Origin of the sequence: Bradyrhizobium sp. B097 (assembly GCF_038957035.1) — a bacterium.
In the GTDB taxonomy this organism is placed as follows: Bacteria; Pseudomonadota; Alphaproteobacteria; order Rhizobiales; family Xanthobacteraceae; genus Bradyrhizobium.
The window spans coordinates 4839472-4862737 of the sequence record NZ_CP152412.1; the positions used below are offsets into that span (position 1 = coordinate 4839472).

General features: G+C 64.0%; 28 protein-coding genes and 2 tRNA genes. 11 read left to right on the plus strand and 19 right to left on the minus strand.

What is annotated here, in order from left to right; translation table 11 throughout:
- Nucleotides 1–443: 443 nt before the first annotated feature.
- The 4 genes from AAFG07_RS22810 to AAFG07_RS22825 form a co-directional block, all read right to left on the minus strand.
- Nucleotides 444–520: transfer RNA gene (locus tag AAFG07_RS22810), tRNA-Pro, on the minus strand.
- 120 nt (nucleotides 521–640) lie between these two features.
- A complete protein-coding gene (locus AAFG07_RS22815; RefSeq protein ID WP_342722133.1) occupies nucleotides 641–1120 on the minus strand; it encodes a DUF192 domain-containing protein in 480 nt (159 codons plus the stop codon).
- 122 nt (nucleotides 1121–1242) lie between these two features.
- Nucleotides 1243–1905, minus strand: coding sequence for a cold-shock protein (locus AAFG07_RS22820; RefSeq protein ID WP_092113928.1), 663 nt, complete (start codon nucleotides 1903–1905; stop codon nucleotides 1243–1245).
- Between the two features lie 212 nt (nucleotides 1906–2117).
- Nucleotides 2118–2879, minus strand: a complete 762-nt coding sequence (locus AAFG07_RS22825) for a Sir2 family NAD-dependent protein deacetylase (protein ID WP_342722134.1) — start codon at nucleotides 2877–2879, stop codon at nucleotides 2118–2120.
- Between the two features lie 267 nt (nucleotides 2880–3146).
- On the opposite strand from AAFG07_RS22825, the gene AAFG07_RS22830 reads away from it, so the two are divergent.
- Nucleotides 3147–3308 (plus strand): hypothetical protein, encoded by a 162-nt coding sequence (locus tag AAFG07_RS22830; RefSeq protein ID WP_171947559.1) that lies wholly within the window; start codon nucleotides 3147–3149, stop codon nucleotides 3306–3308.
- A 112-nt stretch (nucleotides 3309–3420) separates the two neighbouring features.
- Here AAFG07_RS22830 and AAFG07_RS22835 read toward each other — a convergent pair whose 3' ends face one another.
- The 3 genes from AAFG07_RS22835 to AAFG07_RS22845 all read right to left on the minus strand — a co-directional run bounded on the left by AAFG07_RS22835 (nucleotide 3421) and on the right by AAFG07_RS22845 (nucleotide 4784).
- Nucleotides 3421–3693 carry a hypothetical protein gene (locus AAFG07_RS22835; RefSeq protein ID WP_342722135.1) on the minus strand — a complete coding sequence of 91 codons (273 nt, stop codon included), beginning with the start codon at nucleotides 3691–3693 and terminating at the stop codon, nucleotides 3421–3423.
- Between the two features lie 319 nt (nucleotides 3694–4012).
- Entirely contained in the window at nucleotides 4013–4198 is a 186-nt protein-coding gene (locus AAFG07_RS22840) for a hypothetical protein (protein ID WP_342722136.1), read from the minus strand.
- A gap of 238 nt (nucleotides 4199–4436) precedes the next feature.
- Nucleotides 4437–4784 (minus strand): GrlR family regulatory protein, encoded by a 348-nt coding sequence (locus AAFG07_RS22845; RefSeq protein ID WP_342722137.1) that lies wholly within the window; start codon nucleotides 4782–4784, stop codon nucleotides 4437–4439.
- Nucleotides 4785–4951: 167 nt separating this feature from the next.
- Between AAFG07_RS22845 and AAFG07_RS22850 the strand changes: the two genes are divergently transcribed.
- From AAFG07_RS22850 to AAFG07_RS22860, 3 genes are all read left to right on the plus strand, one after another.
- Nucleotides 4952–5125 (plus strand): hypothetical protein, encoded by a 174-nt coding sequence (locus AAFG07_RS22850; protein ID WP_342722138.1) that lies wholly within the window; start codon nucleotides 4952–4954, stop codon nucleotides 5123–5125.
- 786 nt (nucleotides 5126–5911) lie between these two features.
- Entirely contained in the window at nucleotides 5912–6364 is a 453-nt protein-coding gene (locus AAFG07_RS22855; protein ID WP_097672220.1) for a VOC family protein, read from the plus strand.
- A 348-nt stretch (nucleotides 6365–6712) separates the two neighbouring features.
- Nucleotides 6713–7354 (plus strand): glutathione S-transferase family protein, encoded by a 642-nt coding sequence (locus AAFG07_RS22860; protein WP_342722140.1) that lies wholly within the window; start codon nucleotides 6713–6715, stop codon nucleotides 7352–7354.
- A 12-nt stretch (nucleotides 7355–7366) separates the two neighbouring features.
- Here AAFG07_RS22860 and AAFG07_RS22865 read toward each other — a convergent pair whose 3' ends face one another.
- Both AAFG07_RS22865 and AAFG07_RS22870 read right to left on the minus strand, forming a co-directional pair.
- Nucleotides 7367–7612: a hypothetical protein gene (locus AAFG07_RS22865; RefSeq protein ID WP_212317342.1), complete on the minus strand. Its 246-nt coding sequence runs from the start codon at nucleotides 7610–7612 to the stop codon at nucleotides 7367–7369.
- 31 nt (nucleotides 7613–7643) lie between these two features.
- Complete coding sequence (locus tag AAFG07_RS22870) at nucleotides 7644–7901, minus strand: PilZ domain-containing protein (RefSeq protein ID WP_342722141.1); 258 nt, start codon at nucleotides 7899–7901, stop codon at nucleotides 7644–7646.
- 634 nt (nucleotides 7902–8535) lie between these two features.
- Here AAFG07_RS22870 and AAFG07_RS22875 point away from each other — a divergent pair.
- The gene (locus AAFG07_RS22875; RefSeq protein ID WP_342722142.1) at nucleotides 8536–9177 is read left to right on the plus strand and encodes a class I SAM-dependent methyltransferase; all 642 of its coding nucleotides are present in this window, start codon (nucleotides 8536–8538) and stop codon (nucleotides 9175–9177) included.
- A 237-nt stretch (nucleotides 9178–9414) separates the two neighbouring features.
- On the opposite strand, the gene AAFG07_RS22880 is transcribed toward AAFG07_RS22875, so the two are convergent.
- The 3 genes from AAFG07_RS22880 to AAFG07_RS22890 form a co-directional block, all read right to left on the minus strand.
- Nucleotides 9415–9489, minus strand: a tRNA-Glu gene (locus AAFG07_RS22880).
- 158 nt (nucleotides 9490–9647) lie between these two features.
- Nucleotides 9648–9797 (minus strand): hypothetical protein, encoded by a 150-nt coding sequence (locus AAFG07_RS22885; protein ID WP_342722143.1) that lies wholly within the window; start codon nucleotides 9795–9797, stop codon nucleotides 9648–9650.
- Between the two features lie 98 nt (nucleotides 9798–9895).
- Nucleotides 9896–10240 carry a hypothetical protein gene (locus tag AAFG07_RS22890; protein WP_342722144.1) on the minus strand — a complete coding sequence of 115 codons (345 nt, stop codon included), beginning with the start codon at nucleotides 10238–10240 and terminating at the stop codon, nucleotides 9896–9898.
- 158 nt (nucleotides 10241–10398) lie between these two features.
- Here AAFG07_RS22890 and AAFG07_RS22895 point away from each other — a divergent pair, with 158 nt between their 5' ends.
- Entirely contained in the window at nucleotides 10399–11631 is a 1233-nt protein-coding gene (locus AAFG07_RS22895; protein WP_342722146.1) for a Zn-dependent hydrolase, read from the plus strand.
- Nucleotides 11632–11731: 100 nt separating this feature from the next.
- On the opposite strand, the gene AAFG07_RS22900 is transcribed toward AAFG07_RS22895, so the two are convergent.
- Entirely contained in the window at nucleotides 11732–12676 is a 945-nt protein-coding gene (locus AAFG07_RS22900) for a sulfite exporter TauE/SafE family protein (protein WP_342722147.1), read from the minus strand.
- A gap of 496 nt (nucleotides 12677–13172) precedes the next feature.
- Here AAFG07_RS22900 and AAFG07_RS22905 point away from each other — a divergent pair, with 496 nt between their 5' ends.
- The 3 genes from AAFG07_RS22905 (at nucleotide 13173) to AAFG07_RS22915 (ending at nucleotide 16184) form a co-directional block, all read left to right on the plus strand.
- Nucleotides 13173–14210, plus strand: a complete 1038-nt coding sequence (locus AAFG07_RS22905; RefSeq protein WP_342722148.1) for a PrsW family glutamic-type intramembrane protease — start codon at nucleotides 13173–13175, stop codon at nucleotides 14208–14210.
- 80 nt (nucleotides 14211–14290) lie between these two features.
- Nucleotides 14291–14863 (plus strand): HdeD family acid-resistance protein, encoded by a 573-nt coding sequence (locus AAFG07_RS22910; RefSeq protein ID WP_342722149.1) that lies wholly within the window; start codon nucleotides 14291–14293, stop codon nucleotides 14861–14863.
- A 235-nt stretch (nucleotides 14864–15098) separates the two neighbouring features.
- Complete coding sequence (locus tag AAFG07_RS22915; protein ID WP_342722150.1) at nucleotides 15099–16184, plus strand: 3-deoxy-7-phosphoheptulonate synthase; 1086 nt, start codon at nucleotides 15099–15101, stop codon at nucleotides 16182–16184.
- Nucleotides 16185–16250: 66 nt separating this feature from the next.
- Here AAFG07_RS22915 and AAFG07_RS22920 read toward each other — a convergent pair whose 3' ends face one another.
- The 4 genes from AAFG07_RS22920 to epmA are packed head-to-tail and all read right to left on the minus strand — an operon-like array spanning nucleotide 16251 to nucleotide 18894.
- Nucleotides 16251–16511 carry a hypothetical protein gene (locus tag AAFG07_RS22920; protein ID WP_342722151.1) on the minus strand — a complete coding sequence of 87 codons (261 nt, stop codon included), beginning with the start codon at nucleotides 16509–16511 and terminating at the stop codon, nucleotides 16251–16253.
- A 22-nt stretch (nucleotides 16512–16533) separates the two neighbouring features.
- Nucleotides 16534–16785, minus strand: coding sequence for a hypothetical protein (locus tag AAFG07_RS22925; RefSeq protein WP_342722152.1), 252 nt, complete (start codon nucleotides 16783–16785; stop codon nucleotides 16534–16536).
- Nucleotides 16754–17845: a lysine-2,3-aminomutase-like protein gene (locus tag AAFG07_RS22930; protein ID WP_342722153.1), complete on the minus strand. Its 1092-nt coding sequence runs from the start codon at nucleotides 17843–17845 to the stop codon at nucleotides 16754–16756. The genes AAFG07_RS22925 and AAFG07_RS22930 overlap by 32 nt, the downstream gene beginning before the upstream one ends.
- A complete protein-coding gene (epmA, locus tag AAFG07_RS22935) occupies nucleotides 17842–18894 on the minus strand; it encodes an EF-P lysine aminoacylase EpmA (RefSeq protein ID WP_342722154.1) in 1053 nt (350 codons plus the stop codon). Before epmA ends, AAFG07_RS22930 begins: the two co-directional genes overlap by 4 nt.
- A 363-nt stretch (nucleotides 18895–19257) precedes the next feature.
- Here epmA and efp point away from each other — a divergent pair, with 363 nt between their 5' ends.
- Entirely contained in the window at nucleotides 19258–19824 is a 567-nt protein-coding gene (efp, locus tag AAFG07_RS22940; protein ID WP_092125602.1) for an elongation factor P, read from the plus strand.
- A 142-nt stretch (nucleotides 19825–19966) separates the two neighbouring features.
- Complete coding sequence (locus tag AAFG07_RS22945; protein WP_342722155.1) at nucleotides 19967–21553, plus strand: M23 family peptidase; 1587 nt, start codon at nucleotides 19967–19969, stop codon at nucleotides 21551–21553.
- A 246-nt stretch (nucleotides 21554–21799) separates the two neighbouring features.
- On the opposite strand, the gene AAFG07_RS22950 is transcribed toward AAFG07_RS22945, so the two are convergent.
- Nucleotides 21800–22222, minus strand: a complete 423-nt coding sequence (locus tag AAFG07_RS22950; RefSeq protein ID WP_342722156.1) for a chorismate mutase — start codon at nucleotides 22220–22222, stop codon at nucleotides 21800–21802.
- Nucleotides 22223–22342: 120 nt separating this feature from the next.
- A complete protein-coding gene (locus AAFG07_RS22955; protein WP_342722157.1) occupies nucleotides 22343–23236 on the minus strand; it encodes a dihydrodipicolinate synthase family protein in 894 nt (297 codons plus the stop codon).
- Nucleotides 23237–23266 lie beyond the last annotated feature (30 nt).

Below are 23266 nucleotides of genomic sequence, written 5' to 3' on the forward strand. Positions count from 1 at the left end.
GCGTCCGCCGAAACGCCACATCTGCGCGATGAGCAGCAGCAGTTCGACCGCTATCACAAATTCGACGACGCCATCCCGCGACCGTCGGAGAGTGGCTCAAGAACCGTGATCTTGGATCGCTACAACCCGCCGGCCCGTTGATCCGGTCAGCGCCCGAGCGGCTGAAGTTGCGGGGAGCGGAGCGTTGGGGCTCCGGTCCGGCGCTTGCTCTTTCAGAATGCCAACTGACCGCGATTTGTGGATCAGCGGACCTGCGTGATGTGCCTGTCGCTAACCACAGGCTGGTTCGGATCCCACACATTGGCAGGCCTGATCAGCAAGAGCATGTCGGGTAGGTTCGACGGACTTGTCCAGGGCGCCGCCCTCTTCCTTCCATGCCCTTTCCAGACGCAAAATCCGGGAAGCAAAAGGCCTCGAAAAACCTATCAAGTCTTTGATTTGAATGGTCGGGGCAGCTGGATTCGAACCAACGACCTGCAGTACCCAAAACTGCCGCGCTACCAGGCTGCGCTATACCCCGACATTTCCGAGAAGCCCCGTGGATACACGCTTCAGCCAGCGCCAGCAAGGCGCCGGTGCGGGACTTCCGGCTGGGAAATCGGCGACGATTTCCGTCCAGAAACCGCAAGGGAACAGAGAGCTAGTGGCCGCCGAACAGCGGGTGGCCGACCCGGTCGCCGGGCTGGATGCCGTATTTCTGCGCGGTGCCGGCAATCACCTCGAGGACGCCCCTGGCGAGCCCCCGCGACGGAATGATCTTGGTCGACATCGGCTCGGTGTTTTCGGCGATCCGCAGGATGCGGCCGTCGGCGCGGATGAAGATCATGTCGAGCGAGATGTAGGTGTTCTTCATCCACATCGACACTTCCTGCTCCGGCGTGAAGTCGAACAGCATGCCTTTGCCGTCCGCGAGCTCCTTCCGGTACATCAGGCCGGTCTCCTTCTCCTGCTCGGTGGTCGCCATTTCGACGGAGAAGACGTGCACGCCTGACTTGGTGACGATCTCGAGCGGCTGGACGCTGGCAGCCTGCGCGGCCGGGGCCAGCAGCGCGCCGCACATCATGATGAGGGAGGCCAACAGCCACGGGCGAAGCCGCCCAACCATGCGATCGAAATCCATCGACAAATACTCACACCGGGGAAGATTTTCCGGCGGACCCTAACCCGATGATTGCGGCAAATGCCAGAGCCCTGGCGGCTCGCCGGCGGCTCACGTTTCCGTCAGGGAGTCCGGCTCGGGGCTCAGTGCGACGACAGCGCCGACGGACCGGTCTCCGGGTGGATCTCGGCGGCCATCATGCCCTTGGAGCCGGGCCCGAACCGCACCAGCACGTACTGGCCGGGCCGCAGCTCGGTCATGCCGAAGCGGCGCAGCGTCTCCATGTGCACGAAGATGTCGGGCGTGCCCTCCCCGCAAGTCACGAAGCCGAAGCCGCGCAGCCGGTTGAACCACTTGACCTGTGCACGCTCGAGCCCGCTGGTCGCCGTCACGGTGACATGGGTTCGCGGCGGCAGCATCTGCGCCGGATGGATCGCGGTCGACTCGTCCATCGAGACGATGCGGAAGGCCTGGTAGCCCTTCGCGCGCTGCACGCACTCGACGACGAGCCGCGCGCCCTCATAGGCGGTCTGATGACCGTCGCGCCGCAGTACCGTCACGTGCAGCAGGATGTCGGGCCAGCCATTGTCGGGGACGATGAAGCCGTAGCCTTTGGAGGCGTCGAACCATTTGATGACGCCGGAGACTTCGACGAGGTTGGCCGCGGCGTCGCCGAGACCGGAGAAGGCATCGATCGCCGGATCGCGCGGCGCGCTGCCGTACTCGCCTTGTGCAATCCTGCTTTGCCCAACTCCGCCTATCGGCGGTCCGCCGAGCTTCTTGGACTCAAATCCGTCCGACCCCATGACCCCGGACCCCACACATCAAATGCAGAGCGCCGACGTTGCGGCGCACCCTGTACACGCTGCTCTCCATGACCAACTCACTTGGACAAATCATCTGGACGCTGCGCGAATCTCTCAACCAAACGATAACACTCCCGCTTGCCGGGCATAGCTAAAAAACGATTCTTGCGGGAACTATGAACAGGCTTGCACAGCCGCGAATCAATCAGGCGTCAATTGCCTACGAATGGACCAAGCGTGTCGCCGATGTCATGCCGGATCACCAGGTCGGCGATGTCGTCCTGATCGGTCGGCTCGTTGTTGATGATCACGAGCCGCGCGCCGCTCTCCTTCGCCATCATCGGAAAGCCCGCGGCGGGCCATACCACCAGCGATGAGCCGATCGCCAGGAACAGGTCGCAGTGCCTTGCGAGTTCCGCCGCGCGACGCATCGCATCCTCGGGCATCGACTGCCCGAACGAGATCGTCGCGGTCTTCACCGGATCGCCGCACTCCGCGCAGTCGGGCGCACCACCGGTCTTGTCGAAGTGCAGCTTCACCCATGCGAGGTCGTAGTCCTTGCCGCAACCGATGCAGCGGGCGTAGGTGGTGTTGCCGTGCAGCTCGATGACGTCATCGGCCTTGAAGCCCGACGCCTGATGCAGATTGTCGATGTTTTGCGTGATGATGCCGGGAACCTTGCCTGCCCGGTAAAGCGACGCAAGCGCGCGATGCCCGCGCCCCGGCTTGGCGGCCGCAAATGCCGGTTCCATCGCGAAGCGCCGGCGCCATGACTCGTCGCGCGCCTCCTGACTGGCCACGAACTCGTCGAACGGGATCGGCCGGTTGCGCGTCCACAGACCGCCAGGCGAACGGAAGTCGGGAATGCCGCACTCGGTGGAAATACCCGCCCCGGTGAAGGGCACGATCGACGATGCCTCGGCAATCATGTTGCCGAGATGCTCGACGCCGCTGCGCAGATCTTTTGCAATCACTGGGAATGATCCGGTTGGCCGGCCGCGACTATAGCATGGCCGGCGCGATTGCGAGCTCAACCATCACGCGAGCGATCGGCGGTGAGGCCGCGGCGATCGGGTTGCGTTGGCGACCTGCCCCGCCGGTGCGTCAGCCTCGTCGCTCTTCCGCTGCCTCTTCCGCTGCCTTGGCTTCATCACAATCCTGCAAAGCCTGCTCCGCATTGACGCCCAATTCACTGATGCCAATGCGCGGCGGGGATAGGACCACGACGAAGAGGATGGGCAATGGCCGATCAGAAAGACAGTGCTGCGCGGGAGCGCGAAGAGATCGTCGCACGCGTTGCCAGCTTCCGCGCGACGCAGCAGAAGTTCGAGCGCGATCGCCAGGAATATTACGACAACACGCTCGGCAATGTCTGGAGCGGATTGCAGCGCAAGAGCGCTTGATGTCGAGCCGACCGCGTGCGTTCGCCGGACGGCCGATGCGAACACACGCACGCGCGATCACATCATGATACGCATGAGAAGCCCGGAGCGATGTGCTCCGGGCTCGTTGCCGTTACCAGTAGTGGCGATAGTAGTGGTGCCGATAATACGGGCCGCGATAGTAGGCGTAGCCGTCATCGTAGTAGCCGTAACGCGGGCCATAATAACCGTAGCCGGGCCCGTAATAGCGTGGGCCGTAGTACGCGCCGGCCGCGCCTGCAGCGAGTGCACCGGCGGCCAGACCGAAGGCCAGGCCAGGACCGATTCCGCGCGCCTGGGCCGGCGCCGTGACCATCGTCGCACCAACCGTCGCAACCGTCGCCAAAACTGCCAATGTCCTTTTCATGGGGAACCTCCTCACGTGGTCATGTCGACCAACACCGGCGCAGTGGGATGGTTGCAGCTAAGCGCCTGTTCGGGTTCCGCAGCTATGCGATAGCGCAAAGCTACCATCGGTTAGTGCTGGAACAAAAACACAACCTCAATGATTAGTTTGCCGTGAGCGAGGTTGGCATCGATGCCCGCGTGGATGGAACTGCTGCTGAATGTGATGGGCTTTGCCGGCTTTATCGGCATCGCGATGTATCACAAGCATCCGAATGGGAAGCTGCCGGACTGAGCGCCGGGGCGCGGCTGGGCTTGCCGATTCCAGTTCGATTTCCGCTCTAGTTTGACTTCCGCGGCTCTCCCGCCGTGCGGACCAGCCGGTCCGCCTTCACCAGCACCTTGCCGCTCTCCGGCTGCGGCCGAAGCCAGAAGCTGACCGCGACAAAGGCGGAACAGAGCAGCAAGCCCACCACCAGCACGCGCCGGTGGGTCGGTCTGTCAGCGCTATGGAACGATGGCGTCATGGCTGTCACCTGCAACCATCCCTACCGCAATCACAGGTGGTGACAACGCAATGCTGCCCTTAACCTAACCCGGTAGGGTTAGCGGTGGCCCGGTAAGGCGGCGTTGGAAGGCCTCAGGCCGCAGCGACATCCACAACGATATCCCGCGTTTGTCCGCAGCAAATCCACAGCCGCGACAGGTCGATTTGCCAAACAGAATGCGATGCTTGCTGCGCACTCGTCCACAGCCTTGCCGCAATCAGGCGTCTGCCAGCCTTTTCAGGGTTGCCTGGAAGCTCAGGCTGCGGGTTCCAACCAGCACGGTCCCGAACACTTCGGCCTGGTCACCGCTGAAGGTGCCGGAAAATCCGCTCGTCACCTCCTGGCCGGCGAACAGCGGCCGGGCGAACGGATCGGAAAACGGGGAATGCTGATTGGTCCTGAGATGCCCCTTCCACGTGCCCTCGCCGGCCGTGTAGGCCCCGATCGACCAGAAATGCGGGCCGCCGCCGATCAGCAGACCATCGCGCAGGATCAGGACGCCGCTGTCGCGGCCCCGCACGCCATCCATCATATGGATATGGATCGAATAGAGCCCGTTCCTCATCGATCGCGCCGTCCGGTCCCAATGGCCCACAGTATGGCGCCAAGCAGGGCGGCAGGCGAGCGGGGCCGATACCGCCCGGCCGCCGATTCGAACCGAAAGCGCGGGGCAGGCGCTTACAAATCGTTAAGAAAGCCCTGACAGGGTTCGATGGCCGGAGGGAGAGAGCCATGCTCGTTTACCCCGTACCTGTCGAAGTGACACAAGCCAGAGTGCAGCTGGTCGTCGATCAAACGGCGAAGCAGCAGCCGCGTATCATCAGCGAGGATGTGCTCGACGTCTTCGCCGCCAAGAACAAGGCCGACCGCGATGCCGTCGAGACCATTCTCGACATCAAGGTGTGAGATCGCAACCGGCCAATGGCGTTTGCATTGCACACGCGGCGGCGCACGCCGGCGCATGTCGCGCGTGATCCGGGGCCCAGCGCGAGGCCAGCCCTGAAGGCCGCCGCAAATCCCCTCGCCGGACTTTTCCTTTGAACCTTTTACGCAGCGCCAAGACAAAACTGCGCTGGGGATTTCAGGGCCCAGCGTTTGGCGCAGCGCTGTGGGACGAGCATATTCCGTCTACGCGGCGCTGTTGCATTTTATAAATTCAACCTTAAGTTTGGCCCCCAACAGTTGACGGCTCACGCCCTGAGAGATCCCCAGTCCGTCAACTGGGAAAGCCCCGCATCCAGCCTGCGGGGCTTTCTATTTTCGGGATGCTGGAACCTGCCGCCGCGCGCACCGCTAGATGGCTGGTTGCCGGCACGATCTCCCCAAGGCCCGCCGGCATCAGACCTCGCGAGTCCACTCGCGGGGTTTTGCTTTTTTAGAGCAGGTCCAACCTCGCGCGTCCTTGATTGGCGGTGATGTGCATTCGATGAGATAGAGGGCCGTGCCTCCAAGGCTCGACCACGAAAGCCCCGTTCCAGAATTTTCCTGGGCGGGGCTTTCCCGTATCGCGCGCTGCATGAGCGTGTCGCAGGTCGCTCAATGCGAAGGCTCGCGAAAGCTTGAGAACGCAGCCGCCCGGAGCGGTCGCAAAAGTCGTGCAGGCCCCTGCCCCGCGCCGCGTTTTGCTGCTATTTCTTGGCGCGTCTCGCCCGAGCCAAAACAAAATCTCTGAATTCCCAGGAGGACAAGAAAATGCGCTATCTGCACACCATGCTGCGCGTCCGCAATCTCGATGTCGCGATGAAATTCTATCAGGACGCGCTGGGGCTGAAGGAAGTGCGCCGCATCGACAATGACAAGGGCCGCTTCACGCTGGTGTTTCTCTGCGCCGAGGAAGATCTCCATCTGCTCAAGTCGCTGCCGCAAAGCCGCGGCGCGCCGCTGGTCGAATTGACCTACAACTGGGACGAGGAGAAATACGGCGAGGACCGCCATTTCGGCCATCTCGCCTACGAGGTCGACGACATCTACGCGACCTGTGAGAAGCTGATGAAGATGGGCGTCACCATCAATCGTCCGCCGCGCGACGGCAACATGGCGTTCGTGCGCTCGCCCGACCTGCACTCCATCGAGATCCTGCAGAAGGGCGATCCGAAGGCGCCGGCCGAACCATGGGCCTCGATGCCGAACACCGGGCACTGGTAAACGCAGCGCCCGCGCGCACGTTCCTAATCCGTGTTTCTCCATCGGCGAAGCGCGGAGCGATCGCGAGGAACATGACGGAGCAGTTGCCGTTGCCTCCTCACACGAATGCGAGGAGGCGAGGAGATGGGAAAAGGACTTTTGCTTTGGCTGTTGGGTGTGCCGATCCCGGTGATCATCGTGCTGTGGTTGCTGTTCGGTCACTGACTGCGCTTTGACTGCTATCGACGAGGCTCTGCCGCATCGCGGCAGAGCCTCTTTTTTTGCGCTCGGTACAATTCACCCCGCGCTTTTCCCCGACGGTTCGGCTAAGAACGCGCGCAAAGCGCAACAGCGGAAAGAAAACGCGTCATGGACAGCAAGCCGCAACTGACGATCTGGGGCCGGGCCAATTCGGTCAATGTGCAGAAGGTGCTCTGGTGTCTGGCCGAGCTCGACCTGCCCTATCAGCGCATCGATGCCGGCATGCAGTTCGGCAAGAACGATCAGGCGGACTATCTCGCGATGAATCCGAATGGCCGCGTCCCGACGCTGGTCGACGGCGACTATGTGCTGTGGGAATCCAATTCGGTGATGCGTTATCTCTGCCTGGCCTACGGCCAGAGCTCGCCGGTGTATCCGCAGGCGCCAAAGGCGCGCGCGGCCGTCGACCGCTGGCTCGACTGGACGCTGTCGACGCTGCAGCCGGTCGAGCGCCCGCTGTTCTGGGGACTGGTGCGCACGGCGCCGGAGAAGCGCGACATGGTGCAGATTCAGAAGGACGCCGATACCGCGGGCGCGGCGTGGCGCGTCGTCGAGGCGCAGCTTGCAGGCCGCCGCTACGTCGAGGGCGATCAGTTCACGATCGCCGACATCGCGCTCGGCGCCTTTGCGCGGCGCTGGTTCGGTGTCGAGGGCGTCACGAAGCCGAAGCTGCCCCATCTCGAACGCTGGTTCGGCGAGATCGCGCAGCGGCCGGCCTTCGTGCGCATCGTCGCGCCGCCGATGTCGTGAGCGGCAAGCCGCTCAGCGTCCGCTGGACACCCCTGCACCGACACTGATGGCGCCACCTAACCTCACGCAGGTGTCGGAGCCCTCGACCTTGACGAAGCCCGGCCCGTACGACGCGCAGGAATTGCTCCGCGTCGCGGACTTCGACGGCAGGGTTCTGCCAGCGTCGGGCGGCGTCTGGAAATTGCGGCGGTCGCCGGCTTGCGCGAACGCAGCGGCGGGAAGCAGGACGGCGATGACGGCGAAGCAGGTCTTGCGCATCCGGCCTTTTATCGCGCGCGGCCGGATCAGGCTAGCGCACGAATCTGACGCCGAACGTCTTGCCCTCGCGCCAGACCACTTCGCAGGCGCGCCCGGTGCGGGCGTCGCGTGAAAACGCCAGCCGCAGCTTGGCCGGCAGCGTGTTGTTGTCCTGCACGGTGATTTTTGCGCCCGACGAGGACATGTCCTCGACCACGCACGGCCGCACGGCGAATCCGCCGTCGAGCGTGATCCAGCCGGATTGGCGCAGCGATTTGCGCGTTTCGCGCTTCTTCGATCCCAAAGCCATCACATCATCCCCGGCTCAGCCGTATCGCCGCGGGCTTACCAAAGGGTTGCGAAATCGCGGCGGATTGCAGCGATCCGGGAGATGTGCACATCCTCCGGAGACTGCCCGCCAAGCGTCCGAACGGCTCTCGCTGAATGATTGCGATATCCTAGAAGGCGAGCAGATCTGGAACCTGCAGCGTCAAGTTGTCACATGATTTTGTTGCAAGCGTCGCCATTGCGGCCAGACGCGAGTGCAATCAGGAACAACGCGATCGCACTCCACGGTCTATGGCCGGCATCGCACCACTGGAATTCGTGGCCGCAGGTGACGACATCCCGCCAGTGCAGACGGTCCAGCGTCCCTGATGCGAGGCTCGCATCGCGCGCTTGAGGGCTGAATCATGGGCGCATCGCTGCGCACCCGAGCAAGGCAGACATCAGCTGATCGTTTGTTTTGGTGGAGAGTCCGGCGCGGCTTGGGCCGCAGCGCATGTCAGGTCGCTAAACCACGCACTTGTTCGGGGTGGCCGCGGTGGGTATGCTTTCGCTTTGATCAACGGGAGTGGGCGACTGCTGCGCATCTCTTTTCCATTTGCTGGGCCTCAATCTGCTTTTTTTTAAGACGGTAGAGCGCCAACTGCAGAGGAAAAACAATGGACGGTCTTTCGCCAACCACCATCCGACAGCTTTACGAACACGCTCTCGATGCGCCTGGTCCAAAGACGTGGTGGATCACGCGGCTCGCGATGTACAAAGCGCTCCATCGCGCTCTATCCGAACATGACGGAAACGAAAAAACTTGCCTGTCGATATCCGGATCAAAAGGGCTCGGTGTTGAGCTGGGGTTGACCAAGACCAAATACACAGAGGTCAGCTATCCCGATGCCAACTTCATAGATTTGCCATTCGAGAGCGGCACTTTTGACTTCTGTATCTCGGACCAGGTTCTCGAACATGTCGAGGGCGATCCACAAAAGGCATTCTCTGAATCAATCAGAGTTGTGAAGCCGGGCGGCTACGTCTGTCACACCACATGTTTCGTCAATGGCATTCACGCCGCGCCGAAGGACTTTTGGCGTTTCACTCCGGAATCGCTACAGCTGATATCCGGAAACGCAAACGCCGAGTCGATTCTTTGTGGAGGGTGGGGCAACCGCGAAGTTATCGGGTTGATGGCATCCCCGCTCCGGATGAAACCCATCCCGGACGACCCGTCCAATCCAATTTACCAATTGGCACTACGAAATGAGCCGAGCTGGCCAATCGTCGTGTGGATCATTTCCAGGCGAAATTGATCTGGCAAATTCTGACGGCTCCGAGCGGCGCCAATCGCGATCGCAAGCGGATGGTCCCGCTCGCCATCACTTGGCACGGCAGGCACCCGAGCGCACCAGTCCTCAGGTCGCCACCCAGGCCTGAACGAGACGAGAACGGACAGCCTTTTTCACGCGTCCAACAATACGTCCAACACGAAGAACGCCGCCCCGCTAACAGCCTGAAATCACTATCTGATTTTTCGTGGATTTGCGCGATGGCGCTCCCTAGCGGAATCGAACCGCTCTCTCCACCGTGAAAGGGTGGCGTCCTAACCGATAGACGAAGGGAGCAAAACTCCCGGCAAATCAATACGTTAGACGTGAGATGTGCCGTACTGGCCGCTACCGGCGAACGGCCGCGACGGGCGAACGTATAGTGGCGATTGGCCGGACGGGCAAGCGTCGAGACAACGCTTTTCCCGGATGCCGGGCCGGCCCCCGACAGCAGATCACCTGCAGGACAATCCGGCCTCGATCGAGGTCCAGAAGCCGCAATGCGACGGCACATGCGCGTGTGCCCGCGAGCCACCGGCATGAATCAGGATGGCGACGGCAAGCGCGACGACGGCGGCGGGAACGATGAATCTGCGGAGCGACATAGGGCTGCGCATCGAACGATATCGTGGCCTAACTAAGGCCAGCGGACATGGATCGATAAGTGGGACCGACTCACTCCCCGTCGTTGTTCAAGCACGCGCTAATGATTGCTCGCGACGTCCTGGCGATTGGTCGGCTGCGCCGCGGCCGCCGCCACCGGCGTCTGCTTGATGCAGGTGCTGCAGATCACGAGCTTGCGCGCCAGCCGGTCGTCCGCATCCGCCTCCGACAGTTGCGCCTCCGGCGTCGCGGGCGACACATTCCGCGCATGGCGTCGTGGCTGCGGCTGATTGGGATCCTGCCCAGCGCCATCCCAGGCCAACGGACCTGTTCCCGGCGAGGGAGCGGTCATGCTGTATTGCTGCGAGTATTGCGCGCAGGCGCCGAGCGCGATCGGAAGAAACAGCACGGCGGCCTTGCGAGCCCAATTCCTGAATGCAGACATGATCACACTCACACGCTATTCGTACCGCGACATCAGTTCTGCGAACTAAGAGCAGAACCGCTAAGAAATCGTTCACCCTGATTGTTCCGTCGCATCCAACCGCGACCGCATCAAGACGGGATTGCGGCACCAAGACGCTAATCCGGAGTAGTCCAACCATGCTAGGCATCAACGGTCGCTTCGACGGCAAGCGCGTGCTCGCCGATCTCAATTCGCTGCGCGCGATCGGCGCCTACAAGACCGGCGTGCACAAGCCGACATTCTCGGAGCCGCATCTGCGCTCGCTGGACTGGCTTGCGGCACACCTGCCCGATGCCGACCTCACCGCGACGATCGACGGCATCGGCAATGTGTTCGGCACCAGCGCGAAAGCAGGACCGAAGCTGCTCGCGGGCTCGCATCTCGAAAGCCAGAACCATGCAGGCTGGCTCGATGGGCCGCTCGGCGTGATCTATGCGCTGGAGGCCGCGCGCGTCATCAACGGCGATCCCGGCATCGACGGCGCGGTCGAGGTCGCCGCATGGTGCGACGAGGAAGGACATTTCGGCAGTTTCCTCGGCAGCCGGTCGTTTGCCGGCGCCGTGACCGAAGCCGACATCGATGCGGCGCGCGACCGCTCCAGCGATCGCACCATGCGACAGGCGTTGCGCGATGCGGGCTTCGCCGGCCGGCCGCGCCTTACCGCCGAACCTGGCCGCCATATCGGCTACCTCGAAGCCCATATCGAGCAAGGCGACACGCTGGAAGCTAGCCGGCTCAAGATCGGCGTCGTCACCTCCATCGTCGGTATCTGGCAATATCGCATCACGTTCACAGGCGAGCAGAACCATGCCGGCACCACGCGGATGGCGGTGCGCAGGGATGCCGGCCTGGCGCTGGCGCGGTTCTGCGTCGCGATCGACGACGGCTTCCCTGCGCTGTGCGGACCCCGCACGGTCTGGACCACCGGCCGCATCACGCTGGACCCGGGCGCGCCGAGCATCATCCCCGGCCACGCCGAGATGCTGTTCCAGATCCGCGACGACAATCCCGAGGTGATCGCACGGCTCGAGGCGCATCTGCATCGCCTGGCAGAAGAAGCCACCGCGCAGGGCCGCTGCGGCGTGAAGGTCGAGCGGATCCGCACCGGCGTGCCCGCGATGATGACGCCTGCGTTCCAGGATGCGATCGAGGCCGCGAGCGCAGTCTGCGCCGGCGGCAAATCAATCCGCATGCCGAGCGGCGCCGGCCATGACGCCCAGGTCCTCGCCACCATCATGCCGGCCGCGATGCTGTTCGTGCCGTCGATCGGCGGCATCAGCCATCACTGGAGCGAGAACACCGACGACGCCGATATTGTCACCGGCGCCGAGGTGTTCGTCGAAACCTGCCGCCGCTTGCTGGCAGGTTAGAGCGTTTTCAAGCGAAGTGGACCACCGGTTCGCGTGAAGAAAACGCGTCAAAAACGAGAATCTAGAGCTTCGGTTCTGATCCGATGAGAACCGAAAAGCTCTAGCCACCTTGCGAACGCCGCCCCGCGGCATTGTCGCCGTCGGGTCGGGCCGCCCCGATTCCGGATCTCAGCGGAGCCAACGCGTGCGGGTTCTGCGCGGTCCCTCTCCGCGCGGTGAAGAACACATACAACAAGCAGACGTCGATCAGGATCGTCCCGGCCATGACGCTGTAGGCCCACGGGCTTTCCATCAGCTCCACTTCGATCAACACGCGCGACAGGCCGAATCCCACGACCCACGCATCAAAGCTCATGCAGATCCGGCGAAACGTCTCGGCATCCAGCCGCCGGATCAGCCAGGCACCGAACGGTATGCCGGCGACCACGCAGGGAACGAGCACGAACAACATGCTCCGGCTCTCTTCGATGAACAGACCGAGCTTGTAGTACGCGATCGCGGTCAAGCCGGACTCTGTCACCCGAACCAGTGCGAGACCGGCCCGAAACTCGTCTTTGACAAGGCCCTGATTGTTGAAAAGGATCGCCAGCGGCGGTCCCGAGATGGTCGTGACCGAGTACAGGACTCCGAGCGCCGTTCCAAAGGGCAAACCAACGAGCCATTTCGACTGGATCGGCTTCCGCCAACCGGCCGCCTGCAGCAGGATAAGCGGCAGAATGATCGAATAGGTGGCGAATTTGGTCCAGCCGGGTTGAAGTGACGTCAGAGCAAAGGCGCCGACCGCGATGCCGGGCAGCATGCCGATGAGAATAGGAAGCACGCGCCGCCACACGGCCGGAACGCCGCTCAGATTGATGCACAGAACATACAGGTTGACGAAGACTTCGACGATGACGACCGCAGGATTGAGAACGCGGTTGGTGTAAAAGACAAGCGCGACCGGCACGGTGAGCGAGGAAAACCCGTAACCCAGCGCACCGTTTACAAACGCCGCAAACAGAGCGACCACGGCAAGAACGATCACAGCAGAATCAATCGAAGGCATCTTTGGCTTTTACCGGATCAGTCGCTTTGCCCGCAGCATTATAGCCCATGGAAAGGGACGCGGTGCCGAAACTTGCCGCCGCCACGTCGCGCGACGGCCACGCGCCGTGGAGTTTCGCCCCATCTGCGGGCGGCGATCTCGTCAGGCCGTGAGCGACCTTGTCGATGCGCCCCCCAATCGCACTCGGACACGCCAGCGCCGCGCGGCTCGCGACATTCAGGCAAGGATCCACAGATCGTCACCCGTTCACAGTTCGGATACTGAACGCCCCACGGGGGCGTTTCGCCGCCAGGAACTGCCGGCAGCCGGTCGTCGCCCTCTGCCTTGAGCCGATCGAGGACCGCACAGCGCTTTCGCCGGCTACCGTGGCATATCGGACACAAGAACGGCTTCAGTCGAGCCAATTCCGCCAAATGCCCGATTTGCAATCCGCTGAACTTGCTGCCATTTCTTCGGTACGCATCGCTTTGGTGCCATAAAAGGGGCCGTCCGGCTCATGTTGTTGCTTGAGTCGCTTCCGACTGTGATTGGCGCCGCCGCCATCGCGCCCGCGCTGCTGGTGCTGTGGCTGGTGATTGCCGCCGACGAGCGCCCCGGACCGCCGGTGCAGGTGTGGCTCGCCTTCGTGCTCGGCGCGGCCAGCATCTCGCTGCTCGGCCTGGCGCGGATTCCCTTCAATGCGCTGCTCGCCATCCCCGACAATCCCTGGGCGACCCAGGCGGTCCGCGCGGCGTTCGGCGTCGCGGCGCCGGAGGAGATCGTCAAGGTTCTCGTCATCGTCGCCATCTCGACACGCCGCCGTGCCTTCGCCGATCCGATGGATACGGTGGTCTATGGCGCGGCCGCGGGCCTCGGATTTGCGGCTTACGAGAACCTCGCCTATCTCGTCCAGCACAAGGACATGTGGCGCGCGCTCGCGGCGTTGCGCAGCGTGCTGACGGTGCCGTTTCACGGCGCGCTCGGCATCATCGCCGGCGCCTACCTTGCGATCGCGCGCTCCGGCGGCGCGCTCGGCGCCTACCGGGGCCACCGCGACTGGGCGCGCATCACCAACTGGGCGCTGGTGCTGGTCGCACCGGTCGCGTTGCACGCGGCGTTCGATTTTCCGCTGCTCGCGCTCCAGCGCATCCCCGATCTCAGCTCGACCACGCGGCTGCTGCTCGGGTCAGCCAGCGTGCTGATCGGCTTCTCCTCGATCGGTTTTGCAATCCGTCTGGTGCGCCGCCTCGGCAGGCATCATGCGCCGCGCACTGATGTCGCGCGCGAGCGGCTGAGCCAGCTGCGGCGGATGTGGGCGCTGCTGCTGGTCGGCGGCGGCACCGGCTTTGTCGGGGTCTCCTTCCTGCTCACCTCGCTGCATCACTGGTACGTCAATCCCGAGCGCAATGCCTCGTTCATCCTGGTCCCGATCGGCTTCACTTCGATCCTGATCGGACTGGCGCTCTTGATCGCGACCACCGCGGTCTATTTCCTCGGCCGCAACCGGATGCGGACCGCCGCGGAGGGCTTTCCGTCGGCGCCGGGCCAGAGCTAGGATACGCCACACGCTCGCAGACTTTACCGTTGCAGACTTTTCGGTTGCAGACTTTTCGGTTGTAGATTTGGAGAGCCGCGATGACCTTGTCCAACGATCTCGACAGACTGCGATCGGAGATGAAGGCCGCGGTCAAGCAACACTGGAAGGCGTTCCTGTTCGAAGGCATCCTGCTCGTGATCCTCGGCATCGCGGCGATGATCGTGCCGACATTCGCGAGCCTCGCCGTCACCATCTTCCTCGGCTGGATGTTCCTGATCTCAGGCATCGGCGGGCTGATCGTGACCTTCTGGGCGCGCAACATGCCGGGCTTCTGGTGGTCGCTGATCTCGGCCGCGCTCGCCGTGCTGGCCGGCATGGTGCTGCTGGCGCGCCCGATGCAGGGCGTGCTGACGCTGACCATTGTCATCGGCGCCTATTTCGTCGCCGAGGGCGTCGCCACCATCATGTATGCGCTGGAGCACCGCCGCGAATTGTCGGGACGCTGGTCCTGGCTCCTGATCGCCGGCCTGATGGATGTCGTCGTCGCCTTCTTCATCATCGCGGGCCTGCCGGAGTCGGCGGGATGGGCGATCGGCCTCCTGGTCGGCCTCAATCTGATGTTCGGCGGGGCGACCCTCATAGGTATGGCGTTGGCGGCGCGCAACACCTGACGGCCAACTGGCTCCCCTCGCGGATTTGGGGGGTGACAGGCCGATATCCGTCGGGTATAGAGCCCGCCATGATCACCGTCGCCACCAGCTATTTTTGGTACTTTAGCTACGACAGCTCGCTGGCGGCAGGAGGATCGCGCTCAATCTAAAGAATTGCAGCAAACGTCCAAAACAAGCCGCCAGACCTGGCGGCTTTTTGTTTGCCGGCAGGTCCCGAAATCCAAAGGAGCCAGCCGTGTTGAGTACGACAGACGATCTTCGCATCAAGGAACTAAAAGAGCTCAGTACGCCCGAAGAGGTGATGCGGGAGGTCCCCCGCACCCTGACGGCGACCCGCGTCGTGATGGGCGCCCGCAACGCCATCCACGCGATCCTCAACGGCACCGATGACCGCCTGCTGGTCGTCGTCGGCCCCTGCTCCATCCACGATCCCGCGGCGGCCGTCGATTACGCCGAGCGTCTCGCCGGCCTGCGCGAACAGCTCGCCGACCGCCTCGAGATCGTGATGCGGGTCTATTTCGAGAAGCCGCGCACCACCGTCGGCTGGAAGGGGCTAATCAACGATCCCGATCTCGACGGCAGCTTCGACATCAACAAGGGCCTGCGGCTTGCACGCAACGTGCTGTCGGCCGTGAACAATCTCGGCCTGCCGGCCGGCACCGAATTCCTCGACATGACGACGCCGCAATACATCGCCGATCTGGTCTCCTGGGCTGCGATCGGCGCGCGCACCACCGAGAGCCAGATCCATCGCGAGCTGGCGTCCGGTCTGTCCTGCCCGGTCGGCTTCAAGAACAGCACCGACGGTGGCGTGCGGATCGCAGCGGACGCGGTGAAATCGGCGTCGCACCCGCATCATTTCATGGCGGTCACCAAGGGCGGTCGTTCGGCGATCGCCGCGACCAGCGGCAACGAGGACTGCCACGTCATCCTGCGCGGCGGCCGGGTGCCGAACTATGATGCAGCGAGCGTCGATGCGGCCGCCGCCGAGCTCGGCCACGCCGGTGTCGCGCCGCGGCTGATGATCGACACCAGCCACGCCAACAGCAGCAAGAAGCCGGAGAACCAGCCGCTGGTTGCCGCTGACATCGCACAGCAGGTCGCAAGCGGCGAACAGCGCATCATCGGCGTGATGATCGAGAGCAACCTTGTCGCGGGACGCCAGGACGTCGTGCCGGGCAAGCCGCTGACCTACGGCCAGAGCATCACGGACGGCTGCATCGACCTCGCGACGACGGCTGACGTCTTGAAGCAGCTGGCCGATGCCGTCGACGCCAGGCGCGGCGTGCGGCGTGATGGCTTGCAGGAGCGTTCGGCCTGAGACGGTCGAACGGATTGAGCGTTGCCGGCGGGGCGGATATCGCGCTCCGCCGGTCGCTTCCGTGGCCTAGCAGCCGCGGCAGATGCTCTTGATCTTCTTGTCGAGCGCCGCGTCTTCCTTGTTGGCCTGACTGTTCGGATCGCTGATATTCTTCTCGTTGCCAACGTCGCCGCGGCGTGGCTGACGATGTCCGACCGGCGCCTCCGGCAGCGGCGCGTTCTTCTGCATGGAGGACGATCCGCCCTGTTGCTGCGCCCATGCCTGGGACGTTCCAACCTGGGGCGCTCCAACCATCATCAGAGCCATCAACAAAACAGTCTTCCGCATCTCGCGTCTCCGCTTCTCAACCCTATTGCGCCCGTTCCGGCACCTCGACGGTAGCACAGTTGCGTCGCCCCTGCGCTGCGCAATCCTGAACCTTCCGTATATCGGCCATGGTGCCAAGGAGCCAGATTCCCGCGGCGACCAGCACCACAAAGAAGCCGAACATCACAGCATTTTCGACGCCGCGGCTGCCCTCGCCCTCGGCCGGCTCCTGCCGTCCGTCCCCGGCCCCGCGCATCGCAGGCTCACGGTTGCGGCGGGTAAAGATGAACGTCACCGCAATAATCGACGATACGGTACCGCCGCTCCACCGGATCCTCACCTTCGCGGGAAGCTGGCTGCGACAAATAGGTCGGGCCGATCGGCGCCTTGCCATAGCCGCCGGGGATGTCGAGCACATAATCCGGCTGGCACAGTCCGGAGACGCGCCCGCGCAACGCGCGCATCAATTCCTGCCCGGCTTCGATCGTGGTGCGCAAATGCGCGGTGCCGGGTGCAAGGTCGCCGTGGTGCAGATAATAGGGCTTGATCCGGCACTCGACGAAGGCGCGCATCAGCGCCGCGAGGGTCGCGGCATCGTCATTGACGCCGCGCAACAGGACGGACTGGCTGACCAACGGGATGCCGGCGTCGGCAAGGCGCGCGCACGCGGCGCGGGCATTGGCGCCCAGCTCGCGCGGATGGTTGGCGTGGATTGCGATCCAGGTCGTCGCCCCGTCGACCCGCAGCGCCGCGACCATGTCGGAATTGATGCGTTCGGGATCGGCGATGGGAACGCGGCTGTGAAGGCGGATGATCCTCACATGATCGATGGCAGCGAGATCGGCCATGATCTCGGACAGCCTGCGCGACGACAGCATCAAGGGATCGCCGCCGGTCAGGATGACTTCCCAGACTTCCTGATGGGTACGGATGTACTCCAGTGCCCCGCGGTAGGCATCGTCGGACAAGGCCGAGGCCTTGCCCGGCCCGACCATTTCGCGCCGGAAACAGAACCGGCAATAGACCGCGCAGACATGGACGAGCTTCAACAACACGCGGTCCGGATAGCGATGCACGATGCCGGCGACCGGCGAATGCGCATCGTCGCCGATCGGATCGGCGTTCTCGCCCGGCTGCTCCACGAGCTCGTCAGCGCTCGGGATGAACTGCCGCGCGATCGGGTCATTGGCGTCGGCCGGATCGATCAGCGCCGCGAGTTCCGGCGTCACCGCGACCGCGTAGCGCGCAGCCACCTGTTCGAGCTCGGCAAGGGCTGCGACCGGCACGAGGCCGGCATCGGCCAGCTCGCGCGGCTGGCGCAGCGTTGCCGCCAGTTTCGGATCGATCCTGTTCATGGCTCTCCTGCAGGCGGCGTCCAGACCACCTGGTCAATTCGTGGCGCGCCGCTCGCCAGCATCACCAGCCGGTCGAAGCCGAGCGCGACGCCGCTCGCCTCGGGCATCTGGCCGACGGCGGCAAGGAAATCGTCGTCGAGCGGATAGCGCTCGCCGTAACGGCGGGCCTTCTCGTCCATGGCTGCGGTGAAACGATGGCGCTGCTCGGCTGCGTCGGTCAGCTCGCCAAAGCCGTTGGCGAGCTCGACCCCGCAGGCATAGACCTCGAAGCGCTCGGCGACGCGTGGCTCGCCCGCCTTGGTGCGCGCCAGCGCGGCCTCCGGCGACGGGTATTCGAACAGCACCGTCAGGCGGCCCTGTCCGAGGTTGGGCTCGACATGCTCGACCAGCACCTTGCTGAAGATGTCCGACCAGGTGTCGTCATCGGCGATCCGCACCCGCTCGCGCGCGGCTGACGCCAGCGCCGCGCGGTCGCCCTCGCCGCCCGAGATCGTCGCCAGCAGGTCGATGCCGGCGAAGCGCTCGAAACCTGCGGCAACCGTCAGCAGCTCCGGCTCGGCAAAGGGGTCGGCGATCGTGCCGCGGAAGGAAAACCGCCCGATCCCGGTCGCCTGCGCAGCATGGGCGATGACGACGATCGTGTCGGCCATGATGGCGTCGTAACCGGCATTGGCGCGGTACCATTCCAGCATGGTGAATTCGGGCAAATGCAGGTCGCCGCGCTCGCGATCGCGGAACACCCGCGCGAACTCGTAGATCTTGGGCTCGCCGGCCGCGAGCAGCTTCTTGCAGGCGAACTCGGGCGAGGTGCGCAGATAGCGTGGCGCAGCTGAGCCATCGGCTTGCCTGAGTTCGGTACGGGGGGCGTGCAGATGGGTCTCGTTGCCAGGCGAGATCTGCAGAATGGCGGTCTCGACCTCGGCAAAGCCCTGCTCCTCGAACCACGCGCGGAGCGCCCGCGTGATCGCGATCCGCGCCTGCAGGAATGGCCTGCGATCAGCGTAGCGTGACGGCGTCCACCAGGGCGAGGGCCGGTCAAGCGCGGTCATCGGTCGGCCGTCCCTGCGGATGCGGATTCAACATCAACAAGCCACCGCCTCGATTGAAGAGCCGGGCGCAAATCCTTGATTCCATACAAATACATGGTCGACACGGCCTTGGTCTCAGTGGAACGCGGCGAAGCTGATCCCTTCTTGTCGAAAGAAGCCGGCATTGTCCATGTGCAGCCTCGGCTGAACCTGGGCAAGCGGCCCGAATTCGGGCGGCGGGAACGGCCGGCAAACTGCCGAATTCGGCCGCAAAAGACTGGCATCTCAGGGACAAATCAGTATGTTGCAGCCCGAAATCGCCGCCACGGCCGAGGGGCTGCCGGTCCGGTTTGCGCCCCCGTTCTCAAATTCAGGAAAACACCTTTGAAAGTCATCGCCAGTTCCATCCGCAAGGGCAACATCATCGAGCAGGATGGCAAGCTCTACGTGGTCCTCTCCGCCGAAAACATTCATCCCGGCAAGGGCACCCCCGTCAGCCAGATCGAAATGCGCCGCATCGGCGACGGCGTGAAGGTGTCGGAGCGCTACAAGACCACCGATCAGGTCGAGAAGGCCACCGTCGAGGACCACAATTACAACTACCTCTACGAGGACGCCGACGGCTTCCACTTCATGAACAACGACAACTACGACCAGGTCCAGGTCTCCAAGGAGATCGTCGGTTCGTCTGCGCCGTATTTGCAGGAGAACATGACCGTGAAGCTGTCGATGCACGACGGCAATCCGGTCGCAATCCAGCTGCCCCAGCGCGTGACGCTGGAAGTGGTGGAGACCGAGCCCGTGACCAAGGGCCAGACCGCCTCGTCGTCGTACAAGCCCGCGATGCTGTCCAACGGCATCCGCACCGGCGTGCCGCCGCACGTGTCCACCGGCACGCGCATCGTCGTCATGACCGAGGACGGTTCCTACGTCGAACGCGCCAAGGATTGAGGGGCCGAGCGCGGTGACAGTCGTCATGAACCGTTGTCGCACATCAGGTTGTTGTTTAACCTCAAACTTTCCGGAAAACTGCTACACACTTTTCCGGAACTTGCTCTAATCTCTCGCGATCAGACATGAACCGGGGAGTGCAGTGAACAGGAAGGTCGTCAGCTTCATCAGTTGCTGGCTGGCAGCCCTGCTCTTGCCTCCTCCCGGCGCTCATGCCGATGAATTCCGGACGCCTTCGATCTCGGCCATGCGGGTCGAATGGCGCTCCGCGCTCGACCAGCTCCGGCAAGAGATCACCACCCGCCCGGCCATCGCCTCCAGCTTCACATTCGCCGGACAGCGCCGCGTCCCGGCCACCGATCCGCGGTCGACGCCCGCGCTGGTGCAGCTGAACGCAGTGACGTTGCCGCTCTTCCCCCGCATTGCGCGCAGTCCGATCCCGGTGCTGCTGCCTTTCGATCCCGCAAGCTATCTCGACGCCCGGCAGAACGGCGCACCGGACAGCCTGCCGGTTGCACGCTACCAGGCCGACTTCCGCGCGGCCGATGTCTTCCATGCCGGCGCGTCCGGCTATGACGCGGTGTTCTCGCTCGACCCGGGCGCCGGCGACGGCATGCCGCCGCGGACGTTCGCAAAACCGGTCGAGGTGCAGATCTCGGGCTCGATCCTCGTCTACGACCTCGCCGACCGGCTCGGCGGCAAGGGCGAGCCGGTCAAGACGCTGGCCGCGCAGTTTCCGGACCTGCGCCGCTTCATCCGCGAAGGCTATGTGCGCTATGCCTTCACCCGCTTCGGGATTCCCTATGTCGTCTCGATCCAGTGCCTCGACAGCGCGCCGCGGCCGAAGCGGCTCGCCTGCCGCGAGGCCTATCCGGTGGCCGAGCGCTTCCTGAAGGCATTGCGCATCGCCGGCGGGCAACCGTCGCGGCCGCGCAGCGACATCGCCTCCGACATCGCCGAACGGCCGATCGCGCAATCGGCTGATTTCACCTACCGCCCGAGCGGCGACATCGTTCCGGGCAGCGGCGGCCGCAGGCAGCAGGGCGGCCATGCCGACTTCACGGTCTATTCGCAGATCCGCTTTCCGCTCGACAAGGCGCCGGCCTTCGCGCACTCGCAATCCTTCGCAAGGCGCAAGGCGGGCGCCACGGTCGACGAGTATCCTTGGCAGGACAATTTCTGCGAAGCGCGCAGCTTCGAGGTCGGCCAATGCGCCAGCGGCTATGGCCATCAGGGCCAGGATGTCAGGCCCGGCGCGTGTCCGGCCGACAGCAAGGACGGTTGCGACCCCAGGCAGCAGGCGGTCGTTGCGGTGCGCGACAGTGTCGTGATCCGCTCGGCGCAGCAGCAGGCCGCGACATTGCAGGTCAACACCCGCACCGAGCATGTTCGTTTCCGCTACATGCACATGAACCCGTCCGTGATGGACGCGGACGGCCTGCTCAACGGACGCCGCCTCAGCGAGGGCGAGAAGATCGGCGTGGTCTCGAACTATCTCGACCATCCCAACGGCACGTCACGGCATCTGCATTTCGACGTGCAGGTGTTCACGCGCGACGGCTGGCTCTGGGTCAATCCCTACACCACGCTGGTGTCGGCCTATGAGCGGCTGATCCGCGGCCGCGGCCGCGAGATCGGACCGGAGCCCGGACCTGCGGCCGCCGTGGCCCATGCCCTGCCCGACGACGTCGTGCATCGCATCGACACCCAGGAAGGCGGCGGCAATTAGCGCGAGTGAAGTGGAGACCGCGGTTCGCGGGCGCACTGCCAAAATATCGAAAACAACCCCATGCAAAGTAGCCGGCGGCTGCCGTCATCAGGCACGACAACTTGACACGTCGGGCAACTCAGCGGCATAATTCCATTATTCCGAAATCGTGCAAACGCCGCCCGCCCTTGAGGCCATGGCGCTCCGCGCAACATCGGTCGCGTCATTGCGCGGATTAGGAAGCTGCACCGTGTTGCGATAGGCCGCCTACTTCTTCCAGGGCGTATCGCCGCGTGCCGCGGCGTCCGCGAAGATGCCCTGCTCGTAATCGATGAAGGCGCGCACCATTGCGCGATAGGCAGCTTCCGCTACCTTGGGCGACAGCCCGTCCGCTTCCGCAAGCGCCATCGCCTTCTTCACGACAGCCTCGGCGCGCTCCGGCGCTTCGACCTGTGCTGGGTTGGCCTTGAAGCGCGCGGCTTCATGGACGTAGCGGCCGCGCTCGGCCATCAAGCGCACGATCTCGCGGTCGAGCCGGTCGATGTTGCTGCGCACCTCGCCGAGCGTCTTGCAGCAGGCGCCGTTGTCGACGGTGGGGCTGCCCCACAACGCCGGCGCGTTGGTCACGGGCTCCTCGGCCCACACCACCGCAGGGATCAGGAGCATCAACAGAACCACCGGCAATCGCATCGAACGCCTCCCCAGAAAGCCGAGCACGACGGGCGATTGTTATGCCGATTTTGCGCGCTGATGGAAGCCGCGATAGCGATGGAACGACCGCGAATTCCATCGCGAACCTGATCGATGCGATCAGCGGATCTCCATTCCGGCCAACACCTCACCGACCTTCTTCTGGGCGTCCGGGGGCAACGGCAGGATCGGACGCGGAGGCTCGGCCGCGCAGATCCCTCTAAGATTGGCGATCGCGTAGACGACCCGCAGGCTCGAGAATGTCTTCAACAGCTGCCAGACCGGTTGCAGCCGCGCGTCAAGCTGCCGCGCCTTGGCCGCATCCCCACTTGCCGCGGCGCGGACGATGTCGACGCAGACCTTGGGGAAAACTCCTGCGAGAACGCTGTACCAGGTCTCGCCACCCGCCAGCAGCGCCTCGGTGCAATTCCAATCGGCACTGTAGCCGAGCGAGAAACCGCTCGGCACCACAGCCCGCAATTCGGCGATGTGGCCAGGCACCGCGGCAGCGTCCAGCGCAGGACTCTTCACTGCCACGATTCCCGCAACGTGACTCAGGCGGCCGACCAGGTCAGGCGTGAATCGAAAATGCGTCGTGCCCGGATTGTCGTAGATGCAGATCGGCAATCCGCTTTCACGCGCCACCGTTTGAAAGTGCTCGAACACCTCATCATCGGTCAGCGGCGTATAGGACACCGGCGCCAGCAGGCCTGCCGCCGCGCCGGCATCACGCGCATCCTGCGCCAGCTTCACCGCATCATCGGTGCGCAGCGCGCCGACGCCGACCAGGATCGGCGTCTTGCCCTCTGCGAGAGCGGCAGCCGCCTGCACGGCACGCCGCCGCTCATCGCGGCTGAAATACGGATATGAGCCGGTGCTTCCGAGCAGCCCGATCGAATCCACCTTCGCCGCAATCAACGGCTCCAGCAATGTGCGAAGCGCTCCCGCATCGACCTGCCCGTCTCTATTCGAGGGGGTGATCGGGAAAGCGGAAAGCCCCTTGAGATTGACCATCGGTTGCTCCTGTTCGGTGGCCGCCGCGCA